Raw genomic sequence first — 16,323 nt, 5'->3', positions numbered from 1 at the left:
CGGAGGGCGTATCGCGCAGGCGCTCGGCAATCAGCGCCTCCAGCGGGTCCACCGACGCGGCGGGGTACAGGTCGAACACCAGCCGGTGCTGGTAGGCGGCCACGGGCGGCAAGGCGAAGACCTGGGGCAGAGCAGCCTGCTTCAGGTCCACCACCAGGCGCACCACGCCGGGCGCGTTCTGGCCCACGCGGATGCCTGCAATGTTGGGGTCGTCGGGCTTGACCTTGGCCACCAGCTCGCGCAACGCGGGGCTGAGGTCGATGCCTTCGATGTCCACCGCCAGGCGTGGTGGCGTGGTGACGAAAAACTGCTTGGCCACCAGTGCGCCATCGGATTCGATGGTCACGCGCGAGTACTCGGGGGCGGGCCAGACGCGCACCGCCAGGATGGTGGCGCCACGCGCAATTTGCTGCGTGCCCAGCAGCAACACCAGGGAGCCCATCTGCAGCACGGCGCGACGCGAGGGCGGTCTGGCGGAGTGGACGGGGGTGTGGGTCTGGTTCACGGTGCGTCAGAGTCCTTGCAGCATTGCACGCCCGGCATGGGTGTGGGCGTGCAGTGTGACCTTCCTTTCGGAGTCATCGATTGCTTCAATGTGGATAGCAAGGTCCGCAGGCGGGGTAAGCGCTGCAGCCTTTTCCGGCCATTCTGCCACCTTGAGGCCCGGGTTGGCAAAAATGTCCCTGAAACCTGCGTCCTCCCACTCGCGCGGGTCGTCGAAGCGGTAGAAGTCGAAGTGCCACACCGTGGTCGCATGCGGTGATAGGCCCGGCGCCTCGTGGGGCTCCACCACGGCGTAGGTGGGGCTCTTGATACGGCCCTGCACACCCAGCGCGCGCAGCAGGTGGCGCACCAGCGTGGTTTTGCCAGCGCCCAGGTCGCCATGCAGGGTGAGGAAGGCATTGGCCAGCAGCGGCTGCGCCGCCAGCTGGCGGGCAAAGGCCTCGGTGTCTTCCTCGCTGCGCCAGGTGAAATGGCGCGCGGTCGCAGCGGCGGTGGCGTCGCCGCTTTCTACAATCTGGCCGGTATGTGGTGCAACAGTCAACTCGTTCCTCAAATGCAGGAGTGGGCCCGCGAGCTGGGATTTTCCCAAATCGGCGTGGCGGGGGTGGACTTGTCTGCGGCAGAGCCGGGTCTTGCGGCCTGGCTGGCACAGGGCTTTCATGGTGACATGCATTACATGGCATTCCACGGCATGAAGCGCGCGCGCCCGGCCGAGCTGGTGCCCGGCACCGTGAGCGTGATCACGGCGCGCATGGATTATTTGCCGCGCGAGACCACCCTGGATGCGCCAGGAGGCTGGCAGGCGGTGGAGTTTTCACGCCTGGCTCACCCGCAGGAGGGCATCGTCTCGGTCTACGCCCGGGGCCGGGATTATCACAAGGTGCTGCGCGCGCGCCTGCAAAAACTGAGCGACCGCATCGCCGAGGCCATCGGCCCGTTTGGCCACCGCGTGTTCACCGACTCCGCTCCAGTGCTGGAGGCCGAGCTGGCCGCGCGCAGTGGCCAGGGCTGGCGCGGCAAACACACGCTGGTGCTCAACCGCGAGGCAGGGTCGATGTTCTTTCTGGGCGAGATCTATGTGGACATGGCGCTGCCCGAGAGCGCGCCCGTCACGGCCCACTGCGGCAGCTGCAGCGCCTGTATCGATGTGTGCCCCACGCAGGCCATCATCGCGCCGCACCGCATCGACGCGCGGCGCTGCATCTCGTACCTCACTATCGAGCATGCGGGGCCGATCCCGCTGGAGTTGCGCCCGCTGATGGGCAACCGCATCTATGGCTGCGACGACTGCCAGCTCATCTGCCCCTGGAACAAGTTCGCGCAGGTCAGTCGCCTGCCCGACTTTGATGAGCGCAAGGGCCTGTCGGGTCAGCAACTGGTGCATTTGTTTGCTTGGGATGAGGCCACCTTTTTGCGCATGACCGAAGGCGGCCCCATCCGCCGCATCGGCCATGAGCGCTGGCTGCGCAATGTGGCGGTGGCGCTGGGCAATGCGCTGCGCGCCACGGGCGATGCCACGCTGCGCACGGCGCTGCAGTCGCGCGCGCAGGGCGATAGCGCCCTGGTGCGCGAGCATGTGGCCTGGGCGCTGGAAGTTTGAATAAAAACAGGCCTCTCCGCGCAATGGGTAAGCATTTTAAGCTATCAAAATGATAGCTTGTGGCTTGCGGCGACTGCAGGGCTACTGTGCCAGCAACCCGGTGGTTTTGAGGGTCTCCACCAACCCCTGCGCAAACTGCTCGTAGCCCGCTGCATTCGCATGGATCTGGTCGGACCGCAGCCGCTCTTGTGCCAGTACATCCGACCAACCCTTGCTGTGCAGGGGAATCTTCAACTCGTCGGCCACTTCTTTGTACAGCGCATGGTCGCTGAGCTTGCCCACAGCGGCCATCAGCGAAAGCTCGGGCACGGCCACCAGCAGCACCTGGGCGCCGCTGGCGCGCGCGTCGGCGCAGATGCGCTGCACGTTGGTGCGGGTGGTGGCGCTGCTCTGGCGGCGCAGAAAGTCGTTGCCGCCGATGCTCACGATCACCAGCGCCGGGTTGTGTTTTTGCAGCAGGCCGGGCAGGCGGGCGAGCGCCTGGGTCGAGGTGTCGCCCGACACGCCGCCGTTGACCACCGTCCAGCCCGTCAGGCGCTGCAGCACGGCGGGGTAGGCGGTGTCGGCCGATGCGCCCACACCCGAGGTCAGCGAGTCGCCCAGCGCCAGCACTGTGGCCCCGGCGGGCACGGCCTGCGCGCGGGGGGGCTTGCGCCCGCAGGCGGCCAGGGGTGCAAGGGCCATGGTCGCCAGGCTGGCCAGCAGTGCGCGGCGCCGTGTCAGGCCCGTTCGATTGGAGTGCAGGTCAGGAGGCAGAAGGTCGGTCATCGCAAAAACCCCAGGGCAAAGGGCAGGCTCAGAATACCCAGCAGCGTGGACAGTGTCACCAGCCCCGCCACATAAGGCCCGTTGTAGCCCATGCGGGCGGCCAGCACATAGCAGGTTGATGCGGTGGGCAGGGCCGAGAAGGCCAGCAGCACCGTGGTCTGCACCGGGTCCAGCCCAAACAGCCGGGCCAGCGCGAAGGCCAGCAGGGGCTGCACCAGGTGGCGGATGGCCAGCACCGACACGCTCAGCGCCTTGCCGCGCGTGAGCAGACCAAACTGCAGGCCGGCGCCTGCGGCCATCAGCCCGAGGGCCAGCGACGCGGCGCTGATGCGGCTGACGGTGGGCACAGCCCAATCCGGAATCTGAAAGCCCAGCAGGTTGGCCACCAAGCCTGACCCTGTGGCAATGATCAGCGGATTGCGTGCGAGCTCGCGCGCAAAGCTGTGCTGGCCCTGCCGCGCCATGGGCCACACGGCCGCCACGTTGAACAGCGGCACACACACGCCAATCAGCACGGCAATCATCAAGAGGCCCTGCGTGCCCGCCAGTCGCTCGGCAATCGCCAGGCCGATGAAGGAATTGAAGCGGAACGCCACCTGCGCGCTGGCAGCATGGTCGCGTACGTCGATGCGTTGGCCCAGCCACGGCCAGTGTGGCAGGCTGTAGGCCAGCGCAATGCCGATCACGCCCGACAGCATGCCCGCGCCGATCAGCCCCGACGCGGCGCTGATGTCTACCGGGCTCTTGACGATGGACTGGAACAGTAGCACCGGAAAGAGCAGGTAGTACACCAGGCTTTCCACCGGCTGCCAGACCGAGCGGTTGAGGGCGGTGTAGCGGCAGATCAGATAGCCGCACAGGATGAGAGAGAAGTCGGGGAGCAGGAGCTGGGCGTAGTTCACGCTGTCAAGAATACTTGATGCGCGGCAAGGTCTTCGGGTTAGCCCTTATGTGGAATCCGCAGGACGCCAAAGCGGCGATTGCGCATACCATCGGCGCAGTTTGTTACCCGCACGAAGGAGAACTCCATGCATCGTCGTCAATGGCTGGCGCTGACCGTACTGGCTGCCGCCGCAGGCACCGCAGCCGCCCAAGGCTATCCCAACAAGGTGATCAAGCTGCAGGTGCCGTTTGCACCCGGTGGCACCACCGACATCATCGCGCGCGTCATCGCCGACCCGCTGGGCAAGGCTCTGGGCCAGAGCGTGATTGTGGAGAACAAGGCCGGTGGCGGTGGCATCGTGGGGGCGGCAGAAACCGCCCGTTCCGCCCCCGACGGCTACACGCTGGGCGTGGCCACCGTGTCCACCACGGCCGCCAACCCCGCCATCAACCCCAAAACGCCCTACAACCCGTTGACGGACTTCACGCCGATCATCAACATCGCAGCCACGCCCAACATCATTGCGGTGCACCCCAGCTTCCCGGCCAAGGACTACAAGGCGTTTGTGGCCGAGGTCAAGAAGTCGCCGGGCAAGTATTCGTATGCCTCGTCCGGCACCGGCGGCATCGGCCACCTGCAGATGGAGCTGTACAAGAACCTCTCGGGTACCTTCGTCACACACATTCCCTACCGTGGCGCGGGCCCGGCCCTGAACGACACGGTGGCGGGCCAGGTGCCCATGATTTTTGACAACCTGCCCTCGGCCCTGCCTTTCATCAAGGAAAACCGCCTGGTGCCTATCGTGGTGGCTGCGCCCCAGCGCGTTGCGGCTTTGCCCAATGTGCCCACGTTCAAGGAACTGGGTCTGGAGCCAGTGAACCGCATGGCCTACTACGGCATCGTGGGCCCCAAGGGGCTGCCCAAGGATGTGGTGGACAAGATCAACGCAGCCGTGCGCACTGCGCTGCAAGATCCGGCTGTGAAAAAGCGCATCGAGGACACCGGCTCTCTGGTACTGGGCAATACCCCTGAGCAGTTTGCCGAGCAGATCAAGGCTGAGTTCGCGGTCTACAAGGACGTGGTGGTCAAGCAGAAGCTGACGCTCGAATAAGCGCCGCACTTTCACCCTCAAAAGCCGCCCCTTCGCCCGGGCGGCTTTTTTACGTGCTATCGTTTTTGTATGCTTGCCGCCAGCCTGAACGCGATCGATGCCTTTGTGGACGCCCTGTGGCTGGAGGACGGCCTGTCGCGCAACACGCTGGCAGCATACCGGCGCGACCTGACGCTGTACGCGCAGTGGCTGGCAGCCCAGCAGCCCGCTCTGGCGTTGGACGACACCGCCGAGCTGCACCTCAATGCCTACTTTGCGGCCCGCCATGCACAGACGCGTGCCACTTCGGCCAACCGGCGGCTCACCGTGCTGCGCCGCTACTTCCATTGGGCACTGCGCGAGCGGCGCATCACCGCTGACCCCACGCTGCGCCTGCTGGCCGCGCGCCAGCCACTGCGGGTGCCCAAAACCCTGTCGCAGGTCCAGGTGGAGGCCCTGCTCAACGCGCCCGACCTGGGCAACCCCTTGGGCCTGCGCGATCGCACCATGCTGGAGCTGATGTACGCCAGCGGCCTGCGCGTGACGGAGCTGGTCACGCTCAAGACTTTTCAGCTCGGGCTGAACGAAGGCGTGCTGCGTGTGATGGGCAAGGGCAGCAAGGAGCGCCTGGTGCCGTTTGGCGAAGAAGCGCGTGCCTGGCTGGAGCGCTATCTGCGCGAGGCGCGCGGTGCCATCCTGGGCGGGCAGCAGACCGAGGACCTTTTTGTGACCCAGCGTGGCAGCGGCATGACGCGGGCGATGTTCTGGGTCATCGTCAAAAAGTGGGCGCAGGTGGCGGGCATCACTGTGCCGTTGTCACCGCACACGCTGCGCCATGCATTTGCCACCCACCTGCTTAACCATGGCGCCGACCTGCGCGTGGTGCAGCTGCTGCTGGGCCACGCCGACATCTCCACCACCACCATCTACACCCATGTGGCGCGCGAGCGGCTCAAGTCGCTGCATGCGCAGCACCATCCGCGCGGATAACGCGGGTGGGTTGGCTCTGGCGCCCGTTGATGGATCGGTATCCCTATTCACCCAAGGAAACACCCATGAAAAAACTGTTTGTTGGTACCCTGCTGCTGAGCGCCGCCACCCTGGCCCTGGCACAGGCCTGGCCCACGGCCAAACCCATTCGCATCGTGGTGGCCTACCCGGCGGGGGGCGTGAGCGACAACGTGGCGCGCGCCCTGGCTGACAAGCTGGCCGTGCAGCTGGGCACGCCGGTGGTCATCGAGAACAAGGCGGGTGCGAGTGGCAGCCTGGGCGTGGATGCCGTGGCCAAGGCCACGCCAGATGGCTACACACTGGGCTTCGCCGCGGTGAGCCCGCTGGCGCTGAACCCGCACCTGGGCAAGTCGCCGTTCGATCCGCAAAAAGACATTGCTCCAGTGGTGAGCGTGATGTATTCGCCTGTGTTGCTGCTGGGCACCTCTGCCAGCAAGGCCAGAGATTTCAAGGACTTGCTGGCCGCCGCGCAGGCCAAGCCGGGGTCTGTGCGCTGGGCGACCTCGGGGCAGGCGTCACTGGGTCACATCATGCTGGAGCAGATCGCGGGCAAGAGCCAGGTGCAGATCACGCACATCCCCTACAAGGGCGGCGGCCAGCAGATGAACGACGCGCTGGGCGGGCAGTACGAGGTGCTGTCCACCAATGCGGGCCCTGCCGTGCTGCAGCACATCAAGGTTGGCAAGCTCAAGCCGCTGGCTGTGGGCGCCCCTGCACGGCTTGATTCGCTGCCCCAGGTGCCCACGCTGGCCGAGCTGGGCCAGCCAGCCGCCAATCTGTCATCGCTGTTTGGCATCTATGCGCCAGCACAGACGCCTGCGCCGGTGCTGGACCGCATCAATGCCGAGGTGAACAAGGCGCTGGCCCTGCCCGACATCCGCAGCAAGCTCGAATCCACCGACAACGTACCCACTGGTGGCACGGCGGCAGAATTTGCGCGTCAGATCGCCCAAGAGTCGGAGAACAATGCGCGCATCATCCGCGCGGCGGGCATCCAGGCCAGCAACTGACAAACGCCATCCCAGGCCAGAGATAAAAAAGGCCCTGGACGACCAGGGCCTTTTTTTGTTCTGGCGGCTGAACCCGCTGTCCTGTCTGTTGACGCGATCAGTCCTCGCTAAGGCTTTCGGCCCAGGTCAGCGCCTGCAGGTGGGCCCAGTTGACCTGGCGGTTCGACAGGTGCAACGCATCGGCATTTTTGGCAAAGGCCACCTCGTCACCGCTCTCGCAGGCTTTGGTCAGCTCCAGGAAGGGTGCAAACACGCCATTGCCACGCAACAGGGCATCCATCACGGGTTCAGGCAAGGCGACGGATTCGAGGGCTTTTTCGAGTGGCACGCCCAGCATGGTGTCCAGCAGTGAGAACACGCCCACCACAAAGGCGTTATCGCAGTCTTCGGGGGACAGCAGCTCGGCAGCCAGCAACTCCATGAGGCGGCCACGCACCACAGCGGTCTGACCCACGGCTGGTGGCGCACCACCTGCACGCGAGGTGGTCATCAATAGCGCAGCCCAGCGGAACAGCTTCTTCAGGCCCAGGATCATCACCGCGTGGCGGAACGAGGTGATCTCGCAGGACAGACCAAAACCCGATGAGTTGATGAAACGCAGCAAATTGAAAGACAGGGTGGGGTCTTTCTTGAGCAATTCCTCGATCTCAGCCGTGCTGGCTTGCTTGCGGACCAAGTTGATGAGCTGGATGATGGTGGCCTGCGATGGGCGGATGGTAGTGGCCTTGACCAGAGAGGGCAGTGCGAACCAGAAGCCCTGGAATAGCTTTACGCCCAGGCCCTTCATCAGTTCGTACTGTTCTGCGGTTTCCACCTTTTCGGCCACCAGGGTGGCTTTGCTGTGGGTGGTGGCGAACTTGACCAGCGGTGCGGCCAGCTCGGGCTTGAACGCCTGCATGTCGAGCTTGATGAAAGCCGCCAGTGGCAGCCAGCTGGTGTAGGCACGCTTGAGGGCCTGCTGGTCAAAGGCCAGGCGAAAGCCGCGCGTGCGCAGGGCCTCCAGCGTGGGCAGGCGGCCTTCTATTTCCTCTGGCGCAGCCCCTTCGGGCAACGGTGGGATTTCCAGGACCACCTTTTCGGGGTGGATCAGCTCCAGGTGGCCGCCGGAGAGGCTGTCGTGGGTGCAATTGATGAACACCGTTTTTTTGCCCACCAGGGCCTCGGTGCCTGCGTAAGACAGTGCATTGAACAGCAGGGCGGCATCGCTGGCGGCGGTGTGCGACTCGGAGGCTGTGGAACGGTCGAACAGCTCATAGCCATAAACCGTGCGGCTTTCGTCCACGATGGCTTGGCGGGCGATGATGGCGAGATTTTCGTCCACTGGCTCCACCGCTGGGGATGCAGCGTCCGGGGTGTCTTGTTCAGGTGTGCTCGACATGGGGTCTGCTGTAGTGAAAGGCTGTTTTCCTGGGATTCTAGACCTCCACAGCCCCACCGCGGACCAATCGTTGGCGGCAGGCCTGGTCTGTAGCCCCCGGCGGGTCAGTCGCCCAGATTGTCTGACCAGGCCAGCGCCTGCAGGTGGGCAAAGTTGATCTGCTGACTGGTGAGATGCAGCAGCCCGGCAGTGCGGTCGAATACGGCGTCGTCACTCGATTCACAGGCTTCAGCCAGGGTGAGCAGATCGCCCAGGAAGCCCTCGCGATGCAGCAGGGCCGCCGCAACGGGTTCGGGTACATTCAGCAGGCCCAGGGCAGATTCCATTGGCATGGACAGCATCACATCCAGCAGCGAGAAAATGCCCACCACAAAGGCCTGGTCAGCTTCTTCGGGGGGCAAGGTTTCAAGGGCCAGCAACTCCATCAGGCGGCCTCGCACCACTGCAGTCTGGCCCACGGACGACGGTGTGCCCCCGGCGCGCGAGGCCGTGAGCAGCAGTGCGGCCCAGCGGAAAAGTTTTTTCAGGCCCATGAGCATCACGGCCTGGCGGAAGGAGGTGACCTCGCGCGACAGGCCGAAACCCGCCGAGTTGATCAAGCGCATGAGGTTGAAGGCCAGTCCGGCGTCCTTCTTGAGGGTTTCTTCGATGTCGTCTGTGCTCGCCTGTTTGCGCACCTGGTTAATGAGTTCGATGATGCTGGCCTGCGACGGTGCAAGCAGCTTTGCTTCGACCAGTGCTGGGCGCGCGAACCAGTAACCCTGGAACATTTGAACGCCCTGGCTCGACACCATGTCGTACTGCTGGGCTGTCTCGACTTTCTCAGCAATCAGCTCGGCCTGGGAGTTGCGCCCTGCGTAGCTGATGAGTACAGCCAGCTGGTCGGGGGCCAGTACGGACAGATCGAGCTTGATGTAGTCGGCCAGCGGTAGCCAGGGCGCATAGGCCGATTGCAGCACCGTGTGGTTGAACGCCAGGTGAAAGCCCCGGTCGCGCAGCCCGGCCAGGATGGGCATGCGGGTGGCGACCTCTTCGGCGGCGGCATGGCCCAGGGGGGGGATCTCCAGCACCACCTTGTCGGGGTCCACCAGCTCCAGATGGCCACCCGACAGGCTTTCGTGCGTGCAGTTCACAAAGATCAGCTTCTTGCCCACCAGCTCTTCTGTGCCCGCGTGCGATAGCGCAGTAAAAACCAGGATCACGTCGGTGGCCGCCGTGTGCGCCGCGCCGCTGCGCGAGCGGTTGAACAGCTCGTAGCCCACCACCACCTGTTGCGCGTTCACGATCGCCTGCCGCGCAATCATGGCGACCGAAGACTGGTTGCCCGCGGGCGGAGGCGTGAGGGAAACCCCGGGAGTGGTGGGTGAAGTCATTGCGAGAGTATGTAAGAAAGAGGGGCTGATGTCAGCGCAGTGCAGTTGAGGGGGCTGCGGCAGCCGGCGCGGCGAATTTTAGAAGCCCATGCCGCGTTGCGTGTAACCAGAAGATCAGAGCTGCTGCAGCCAGCGCAGTTCGTTGTCGGTAAAGCCAGCCTTGCGGCGGGCGGTTTCGTTGAAGGGGGGCTTCAGGCGCGGAGCCTCGTATTGTGCGACCAGGGTGCCGTAGTGGGTTTCGGGGTCGTGCCCCGCACGTTCGCACAGCCAGCGGTACCAGTGGTTGCCGATGGCCACATGGCCCACCTCGTCGCGCAGGATGGTGTCCAGAATGGCCACGGCGGCCAGCGCGTCGGGCGTGCCCACCTGGCGCAGCTTGGCCTGGATCTGCGGCGTGGCATCCAGCCCGCGGGCCTCCAGCGTGCGTGGCACCAGCGCCATGCGGGCCAGGATGTCGTGGCTGGTCTTCTCGCACATGGTCCATAGGCCCTGGTGGGCCGGGAAGTCGCCGTAGTCATGTCCCTGGCTGCGAAGGTGGTCTCTCAGCAGGCGGAAATGCTGCGCCTCTTCGGCCGCGACCAGCATCCAGTCGAGGTAGTACGCGCGCGGCATGCCACCAAAGCGCCAGACGGCATCCAAGGCCAAGTTGATGGCATTGAATTCGATGTGCGCAATCGCGTGGATCAGCACGGCACGGCCCTCAGGCGAGGCGGGGGAGCGCCGGGCGACGTCGGTGTGGCGCCGCAGTTCCGGTCGCGCAGGGCGACCTGGCAGGTCAGGTGGGGCCTCGGGCGGGGTAGGGGTGATTTCTGCTATTGAAAGCGTAGCTGCTTGGGCATGCAAGTCCAGCGCAGCCGCCGCTTTTTGTTCAGGGTCTGCGAGGCACAAGACCTGCAGTGCACGTTGGCGAAGCTCCATCTTTACAATTCTAGGCCGTTGCCAACGGTGCCGGCAGATGCATGGCACCTCCGGTTGGCGCTTCCCTCATTCCAAAACGCAGGCCCCAATCCCTGCCCCGACGGAGACTTTTGCATGACTGTTTACGAACTCGATGGTGTGGCGCCCCAGGTGCACGCATCGGCCTGGGTGGCCGACAGTGCGCAGGTGATGGGCAACGTGGTGCTGGGCGAAGACGCCAGCGTGTGGTTTGGCACGGTGATCCGTGGCGATACCGAGAGCATCACCATCGGCGCAGGCTCCAACATCCAGGACGCGAGTGTGCTGCACGCCGACATCGGCAAGCCCCTTGTGGTGGGGGAGCGCGTGACGGTGGGCCATCAGGTCATGCTGCACGGCTGCACCATCGGCGACGAGTCGCTGATCGGCATCGGCGCCGTGGTGCTCAATGGCGCGAAGATTGGCAAGCACTGTCTGGTGGGAGCGGGTGCGCTGGTCACCGAAGGCAAGGAGTTCCCCGACGGCTCCATGATCATCGGCAGCCCTGCCAAGGCCGTGCGCGAACTCTCGCCCGAGCAGATCGAAGGCCTGCGCCAAAGCGCCCAACATTACATCGACAACGCGCGCCGCTTCCAACGCGGCTTGCGCAAGATCGGCTGAACGCGGCATCGCCGCTGCCAACCTGCCGCCATTTTTTTCTCCTGGAACCCCTGCGTGTCTGAACTCCACAAGTTTCTTTTTGATGGCCTGCCCGTGCGCGGCATGATCGTGCGTCTTACCGATGCCTGGACCGAAATCCTGCGCCGCCGGGCCGGCAACACCAGCACGGGTGCCTATCCCGCGCCCGTGAGCGAGCTGTTGGGCGAGATGGCTGCGGCTGGTGTGCTCATGCAGTCCAACATCAAGTTCAATGGTGCACTGGTGCTGCAGGTGTTTGGCGACGGTCCGGTCAAGCTGGCCGTGGCGGAGGTGCAGTCGGACTTGAGCCTGCGCGCCACGGCGACCGTGAACAGCGAGGTGCCCGCAGACGCGCGCCTGTCACAGATGGTCAATGTGGGCGGCGGCGGCCGCTGCGCGATCACGCTCGATCCCAAGGATCGTCACCCCGGCCAGCAGCCCTACCAGGGTGTTGTGCCGCTGCACGGTGACCACAATGAAAAGCTGGAGCGCCTGTCGGATGTGCTGCAGCACTACATGCTGCAGTCCGAGCAACTCGACACCATCCTGGTGCTGGGCGCGAATGACCAGGTGGCCGCTGGCCTTCTGATCCAGCGCATGCCCATCAAGGGCGAGGGCAACCTGGCGGCTGGCCTCACGCACCGTGAGAACGAAGACCAGATCGGCCATAACGAGGACTACAACCGCATCGCGCACCTGGCATCCAGCCTCACGCGCGAAGAGCTGTTGACGCTGGATGTTGACACCATCCTGCGTCGCCTGTTCTGGGAGGAAAAGCTGCTGCGCTTCGAGCCGCAGCAGGGTGCCGGCGGTCCGCGGTTTGCCTGCACCTGCAGCCGTGAACGTGTGAGCAACATGCTGCGCAATCTGGGTGTTGAAGAGGCAGAGAGCATCCTCTCCGAACGCGATGACATTGAGGTGGGTTGCGAGTTCTGTGGCCAGCAGTACCGCTTTGACGCAGTGGATGCAGCGCAGATTTTTGTCTCGCCTGCCGCGAGTCAGCCCCCTGGACCCACGGGCATCCAGTAAGCACTGGGGAAGGCCTGTTTGTCAGCAGAGTCCGCCACCGTCCGGTGCTGCGCGGCTGACCATCGTTGACATTCGATTCTTCCAACACCGCCTAAGATTCATTGGCCATTGCACGGCACCCGTTGCGGCTGCGGCGTGGGGCAAGGGCGCCGTGCGCGCCGGGTCAGCGGCATCCTGCCACTGATGGATCTGAGCAAACCTGTTCTGAGGGTGTCATGGAGTTATTACGTCGCGTTCTGGGTGTCCGCCGTGCTGCCCCTGCGGTTGCTGCTGCGCCTGCACAGGTGCTGTTCGACAGTGCCGCCGTGCCCGACTCGCGCCGCGGCGACAGTCTGCTGGCAACTCTGGACATCGACGCTGCCATCAACGCCCACGAACGCTGGAAGGCCCGTCTGATGGACTACCTGGAGGGCCGTTCCACCGTGGGGTTGGACCCCGCCCTGATACGCCGTGTGGACCATAGCGTGCTGGGACGCTGGCTGCATGGCGTGGGGGGTGAGGTGCTGGGGGATCAGCCGACTTTTCCATTGCTGGTGGCGCGCTACCAGTATTTCCATGAGCAGGCCGCAGCCCTGGTTGAGCTTGCGCAGCAAGGCGAGTGGGACCGCGCTGTGCAGGTACTCAATGGCAGCTACCGCTATGGCTCCAGCCAAGTGGTGCTGCTGCTCAAGGAGTTGCAGCGCGGGCTGGTGCGGTCATTGGCAGAGGATGAGACCCACGCCCGATGAAGATAGACAGACCGTGGTTCAGTCCGAGCACGTTTGCCGCTTTTCCACGAGGGATGTGAACAGGCGGTGTTCGCAGACGGGGTCGCTGCATTTTTCGCAGTTCCAGGCGCGCAGCCGCTGTGCGCGAATCCCATTTTCTACGTTAAAAACCCTTTCTCCGCCTGTTGGGTATGTGTTTATTGCTATTGATTTAATAGCATTCAATGCGTTCGCTACCCGCTTGTCGCCCTGCCCGTAGATCACCCGATATGCCACGCCGGCGTCCTGCAGCGCCACGCGCAGCTGCGCGTCGAAGGCTTCCTGAGCGGTGCGGTCCTCAGGTGGGCAGGGCAGGTCCAGGCCCATCAGCAATGTCAGTGTGGTGGCGGAGAGGGCGGGCGCGGGTCGTGTCTGTGGCGGGGCTGCCAGCACGGCTGGCGCCACCACAATCTGTACTGAGTCAGGCGAGATGCTCGCCTGCAGCGCCCGGGCCAGTTCCTCGGCTCCCGTGTGCGGGGCGCCCAACAAGGCTATCGAGGGCAAGGGGACAGGGAGTGGGGGCACAAACGACGGAGCGCGGGGGGACAGGAGTGGCGGCCAGGGCCGTGCAGGGGAACGGACTGTTCAGCCGCTCAGCGCGGCGTGAACTGCACGTAGACCTCGTTAGGCCGGACCATGCCCAACTCGCTGCGTGCCTTTTCTTCCACCATGTCCAGCCCTTCCTTGAGGTCGTGTACCTCTGAGGTCAAGCGGGCATTGATCTGGCGGGCATGGTCATTGGCCGCTTTTTGGGCATCAATCTGCCGCTGCATCTCGTTGACGCGCGGCACGCTGCCCCGCCCCAGCCAGAGCTGGGCGTGCAGTGCCCCCAGCAAAGCCAGCAGGATGACGGGGACGATGCGGGAGGCCAAGTCGGGGCTCGCTCAGGCGAGGGGTCCTGGGCTTAGCGGAGGTTGTAGAACGCTGCGCGGCCTGGGTAGTGAGCGATTTCGCCCAGGTCTTCCTCGATGCGCAGCAGCTGGTTGTACTTGGCGATGCGGTCGGAGCGGCTCAGGGAGCCGGTCTTGATCTGGCCTGCGTTGGTGCCCACAGCGATATCGGCAATCGTGCTGTCTTCGGTCTCACCCGAGCGGTGCGAGATCACGGCGGTGTAGCCAGCGCGCTTGGCCATCTCGATGGCGGCGAAGGTTTCGGTCAGCGTGCCGATCTGGTTGATCTTGATGAGGATGGAGTTGGCGATGCGCTTGTCGATGCCTTCCTTCAGGATCTTGGTGTTGGTCACGAACAGGTCGTCACCCACTAACTGCACCTTGTCGCCCAGGCGTTCGGTAAGAATCTTCCAGCCGTCCCAGTCGCCTTCGTGCATGCCGTCTTCGATGCTGATGATGGGGTATTTGTCCACCCAGGCCGCCAGCATGTCGGTCCATTGCTGGGCGGTGAGCTTGAGGCCGCCTTCGCCTTCCAGCACGTAGTGGCCGTCCTTGTAGAACTCGCTCGCGGCGCAATCGAGGCCCAGCGCGATCTGTTCGCCCGCTGTGTAGCCTGCGGCTTCGATGGCCTGCAGGATCAGACGGATGGCGGCTTCGTGGTTTTCAACGCTGGGGGCAAAGCCGCCTTCGTCGCCCACGGCGGTGCTCATGCCCTTGTCGTGGATGATCTTCTTGAGCGCGTGGAACACTTCGGCACCCCAGCGCACGGCTTCGCGGAAGGTGGGGGCGCCCACGGGGATGATCATGAACTCTTGCAGGTCCAGGCTGTTGTTGGCGTGTGCGCCGCCGTTGATCACGTTCATCATGGGCACGGGCAGTTGCACGCTTCCCATGCCGCCCAGGTAGCGGTACAGCGGCAGGCCAGATTCTTCGGCGGCAGCGCGCGCCACGGCCATGGACACGGCCAGCATCGCATTGGCGCCCAGGCGGCTCTTGTTCTCGGTGCCGTCGAGGTCGATCAGGGTCTTGTCCAGAAAGGCCTGCTCGGAGGCATCCAGGCCCAGTACGGCTTCCGAGATTTCTGTGTTGATGTGCTCCACAGCCTTGAGCACGCCTTTGCCCAGGTAGCGGCCCTTGTCGCCGTCGCGCATTTCAATGGCTTCGCGGCTGCCGGTGGATGCGCCCGAGGGCACGGCGGCGCGGCCCATCACGCCCGATTCCAGCAGCACGTCGCATTCAACGGTGGGGTTGCCGCGGCTGTCCAGCACTTCGCGGCCTACGATGTCAACGATTGCACTCATTTTGATTTACTTTCCAAGGGTTATTGACTCTTGAGCGGCGCGCCATTTAGCTCGCCTGATTGCAAAATTCTAGGCTCGCCATTCTGGACTTCACGTCGGATGACGAGACCGCGGTGCCACCATTCCGTAGTGGCGTCGTCGATCTCGTAGCGGCATGAGGTGAAGGTGCCAGCAGGCATCGTAATGAGCTCAACACCTACAAATTTGACTTGCTCTCGTCGTGTGTATGGGTCAGATTTCGGGGGGAACAGCTGCGTGCGTGTGCCTTGACCGACGAACATGCGAGTCTCACCCACTGCCAACTCGGCGCGCCGATCCTCGTAAGCTGGGGTGTATGTAGTTGTTGTGAATGAAGTTGCCCCTTGTGCTGCCTCCGTACCGTAGAGGAAAACTAGGCCAGTAGTTGGCAGTGGTTTGCCAGAGGTAATCTGTGGCGCGGATGGCTTCAGATACCGTGTGACAACGGTGGTTATCGTGTTATTCGTAGTTTCCACGAATTGGACTAGATCAGAAACGCCATTGAAGCTGGCGCTAGTCGTGCGCACGAAGCCAGAAACTATAGGGCTGGTTGCCCCCTCCTTGAAACTCAGTTTGTAGGAGGCATTTGCTGCATAGATGCTGTTGTCGAAGCAGAGATCCTTGCTTAACTCTGGGGCCGGCCTTGTTTCGCTGTCGCCCCCACCGCCGCAGGCGGTAAGGGCCAGGATAGTTGAAAAGACTAGTAGTAAGGTTGGGAGATTTTTGGCAGCATTTATCAAGTAAAAGCTCCTTAGGCGTATCGCTGGCATCGAGTTTTCAAACACCTTCGACACACACCATGCGCATGATGGCCGCACCTTCGCGGGCTGCCTTAGCCTTTTGGTATTCGGGTGTGTCGTAGAAAGCGCGGGCTGCGTCAAAGCTGGCGAACTTGAGGATCACGGTGCGACCGGGGTTCCAGTCGCCTTCCAGCACTTCGACCTTGCCACCGCGCACGCACACCTCGGCGCCATGGGCCTGCATGGCCAGCGTGCTCCACTTGCGGTACTCCTCGTACTGCGTGGGGTTGGTGACGGTGACGGATGCGATGACGTAACCACTGCTCATGTCTCAAGCTCCAAAGTTGTTTTCGAGGAATCCGTTTTTCTTGGTGACGTCGTCCAGCGCCACCAGCGTTTCGAGCAGC

Annotated in this window: 18 protein-coding genes; 7 read left to right on the top strand and 11 right to left on the bottom strand. The window is 63.9% G+C overall.

The window, feature by feature from the left end:
* Nucleotides 1-442 (bottom strand): AMIN domain-containing protein (locus tag DBR12_RS14360; protein WP_146185543.1); only part of this gene is annotated, 442 nt, incomplete at its 3' end.
* Nucleotides 443-511: 69 nt separating this feature from the next.
* The gene (gene tsaE, locus DBR12_RS14355; protein WP_108617883.1) at nucleotides 512-1,045 is read right to left on the bottom strand and encodes a tRNA (adenosine(37)-N6)-threonylcarbamoyltransferase complex ATPase subunit type 1 TsaE; all 534 of its coding nucleotides are present in this window, start codon (nucleotides 1,043-1,045) and stop codon (nucleotides 512-514) included.
* 12 nt (nucleotides 1,046-1,057) lie between these two features.
* Here tsaE and queG point away from each other — a divergent pair, with 12 nt between their 5' ends.
* Nucleotides 1,058-2,104, top strand: a complete 1,047-nt coding sequence (queG, locus tag DBR12_RS14350) for a tRNA epoxyqueuosine(34) reductase QueG (protein ID WP_108617882.1) — start codon at nucleotides 1,058-1,060, stop codon at nucleotides 2,102-2,104.
* An 81-nt stretch (nucleotides 2,105-2,185) separates the two neighbouring features.
* Here the strand turns inward: queG and DBR12_RS14345 are convergent, their stop codons facing one another.
* Both DBR12_RS14345 and DBR12_RS14340 read right to left on the bottom strand, forming a co-directional pair.
* On the bottom strand, nucleotides 2,186-2,872 hold the full coding sequence (locus DBR12_RS14345; RefSeq protein WP_108617881.1) for a GDSL-type esterase/lipase family protein: 687 nt from the start codon (nucleotides 2,870-2,872) through the stop codon (nucleotides 2,186-2,188).
* Entirely contained in the window at nucleotides 2,869-3,774 is a 906-nt protein-coding gene (locus tag DBR12_RS14340) for an AEC family transporter (protein WP_108617880.1), read from the bottom strand. Before DBR12_RS14340 ends, DBR12_RS14345 begins: the two co-directional genes overlap by 4 nt.
* Before the next feature lie 126 nt (nucleotides 3,775-3,900).
* Here DBR12_RS14340 and DBR12_RS14335 point away from each other — a divergent pair, with 126 nt between their 5' ends.
* The 3 genes from DBR12_RS14335 (at nucleotide 3,901) to DBR12_RS14325 (ending at nucleotide 6,866) form a co-directional block, all read left to right on the top strand.
* A complete protein-coding gene (locus tag DBR12_RS14335) occupies nucleotides 3,901-4,866 on the top strand; it encodes a tripartite tricarboxylate transporter substrate binding protein BugE (protein ID WP_108617879.1) in 966 nt (321 codons plus the stop codon).
* 69 nt (nucleotides 4,867-4,935) lie between these two features.
* Nucleotides 4,936-5,835 (top strand): site-specific tyrosine recombinase XerD, encoded by a 900-nt coding sequence (gene xerD / locus DBR12_RS14330; protein ID WP_108617878.1) that lies wholly within the window; start codon nucleotides 4,936-4,938, stop codon nucleotides 5,833-5,835.
* 65 nt (nucleotides 5,836-5,900) lie between these two features.
* Entirely contained in the window at nucleotides 5,901-6,866 is a 966-nt protein-coding gene (locus tag DBR12_RS14325) for a tripartite tricarboxylate transporter substrate binding protein (RefSeq protein WP_108617877.1), read from the top strand.
* A gap of 97 nt (nucleotides 6,867-6,963) precedes the next feature.
* Here DBR12_RS14325 and DBR12_RS14320 read toward each other — a convergent pair whose 3' ends face one another.
* The 3 genes from DBR12_RS14320 to DBR12_RS14310 form a co-directional block, all read right to left on the bottom strand.
* Nucleotides 6,964-8,244 (bottom strand): EAL and HDOD domain-containing protein, encoded by a 1,281-nt coding sequence (locus tag DBR12_RS14320; protein ID WP_108617876.1) that lies wholly within the window; start codon nucleotides 8,242-8,244, stop codon nucleotides 6,964-6,966.
* A 104-nt stretch (nucleotides 8,245-8,348) separates the two neighbouring features.
* Nucleotides 8,349-9,548, bottom strand: a complete 1,200-nt coding sequence (locus DBR12_RS14315) for an EAL and HDOD domain-containing protein (protein WP_233244524.1) — start codon at nucleotides 9,546-9,548, stop codon at nucleotides 8,349-8,351.
* A gap of 183 nt (nucleotides 9,549-9,731) precedes the next feature.
* Nucleotides 9,732-10,535, bottom strand: a complete 804-nt coding sequence (locus tag DBR12_RS14310) for a ferritin-like domain-containing protein (protein ID WP_108617874.1) — start codon at nucleotides 10,533-10,535, stop codon at nucleotides 9,732-9,734.
* Between the two features lie 114 nt (nucleotides 10,536-10,649).
* On the opposite strand from DBR12_RS14310, the gene DBR12_RS14305 reads away from it, so the two are divergent.
* The 3 genes from DBR12_RS14305 to DBR12_RS14295 all read left to right on the top strand — a co-directional run bounded on the left by DBR12_RS14305 (nucleotide 10,650) and on the right by DBR12_RS14295 (nucleotide 12,949).
* Nucleotides 10,650-11,174 carry a gamma carbonic anhydrase family protein gene (locus DBR12_RS14305; RefSeq protein ID WP_108617873.1) on the top strand — a complete coding sequence of 175 codons (525 nt, stop codon included), beginning with the start codon at nucleotides 10,650-10,652 and terminating at the stop codon, nucleotides 11,172-11,174.
* A gap of 54 nt (nucleotides 11,175-11,228) precedes the next feature.
* Complete coding sequence (locus DBR12_RS14300) at nucleotides 11,229-12,221, top strand: Hsp33 family molecular chaperone HslO (protein ID WP_108617872.1); 993 nt, start codon at nucleotides 11,229-11,231, stop codon at nucleotides 12,219-12,221.
* Between the two features lie 215 nt (nucleotides 12,222-12,436).
* Nucleotides 12,437-12,949, top strand: coding sequence for a CZB domain-containing protein (locus tag DBR12_RS14295; protein WP_108617871.1), 513 nt, complete (start codon nucleotides 12,437-12,439; stop codon nucleotides 12,947-12,949).
* Nucleotides 12,950-12,967: 18 nt separating this feature from the next.
* Here DBR12_RS14295 and DBR12_RS14290 read toward each other — a convergent pair whose 3' ends face one another.
* From DBR12_RS14290 to DBR12_RS14275, 4 genes are all read right to left on the bottom strand, one after another.
* Nucleotides 12,968-13,471, bottom strand: a complete 504-nt coding sequence (locus tag DBR12_RS14290; protein WP_108617870.1) for a hypothetical protein — start codon at nucleotides 13,469-13,471, stop codon at nucleotides 12,968-12,970.
* Nucleotides 13,472-13,560: 89 nt separating this feature from the next.
* Complete coding sequence (locus DBR12_RS14285; RefSeq protein ID WP_108617869.1) at nucleotides 13,561-13,839, bottom strand: septum formation initiator family protein; 279 nt, start codon at nucleotides 13,837-13,839, stop codon at nucleotides 13,561-13,563.
* A gap of 32 nt (nucleotides 13,840-13,871) precedes the next feature.
* Entirely contained in the window at nucleotides 13,872-15,158 is a 1,287-nt protein-coding gene (gene eno, locus DBR12_RS14280; protein ID WP_108617868.1) for a phosphopyruvate hydratase, read from the bottom strand.
* Between the two features lie 795 nt (nucleotides 15,159-15,953).
* Nucleotides 15,954-16,244: a DUF1330 domain-containing protein gene (locus DBR12_RS14275; RefSeq protein WP_056173684.1), complete on the bottom strand. Its 291-nt coding sequence runs from the start codon at nucleotides 16,242-16,244 to the stop codon at nucleotides 15,954-15,956.
* Nucleotides 16,245-16,323: the final 79 nt, after the last annotated feature.

The organism is Acidovorax sp. HMWF029 (assembly GCF_003060895.1).
GTDB lineage: Bacteria > Pseudomonadota > Gammaproteobacteria > Burkholderiales > Burkholderiaceae_C > Acidovorax.
Note: the sequence above shows the minus strand (reverse complement) of the source record. Positions and strands in the feature narration are given on the sequence as shown.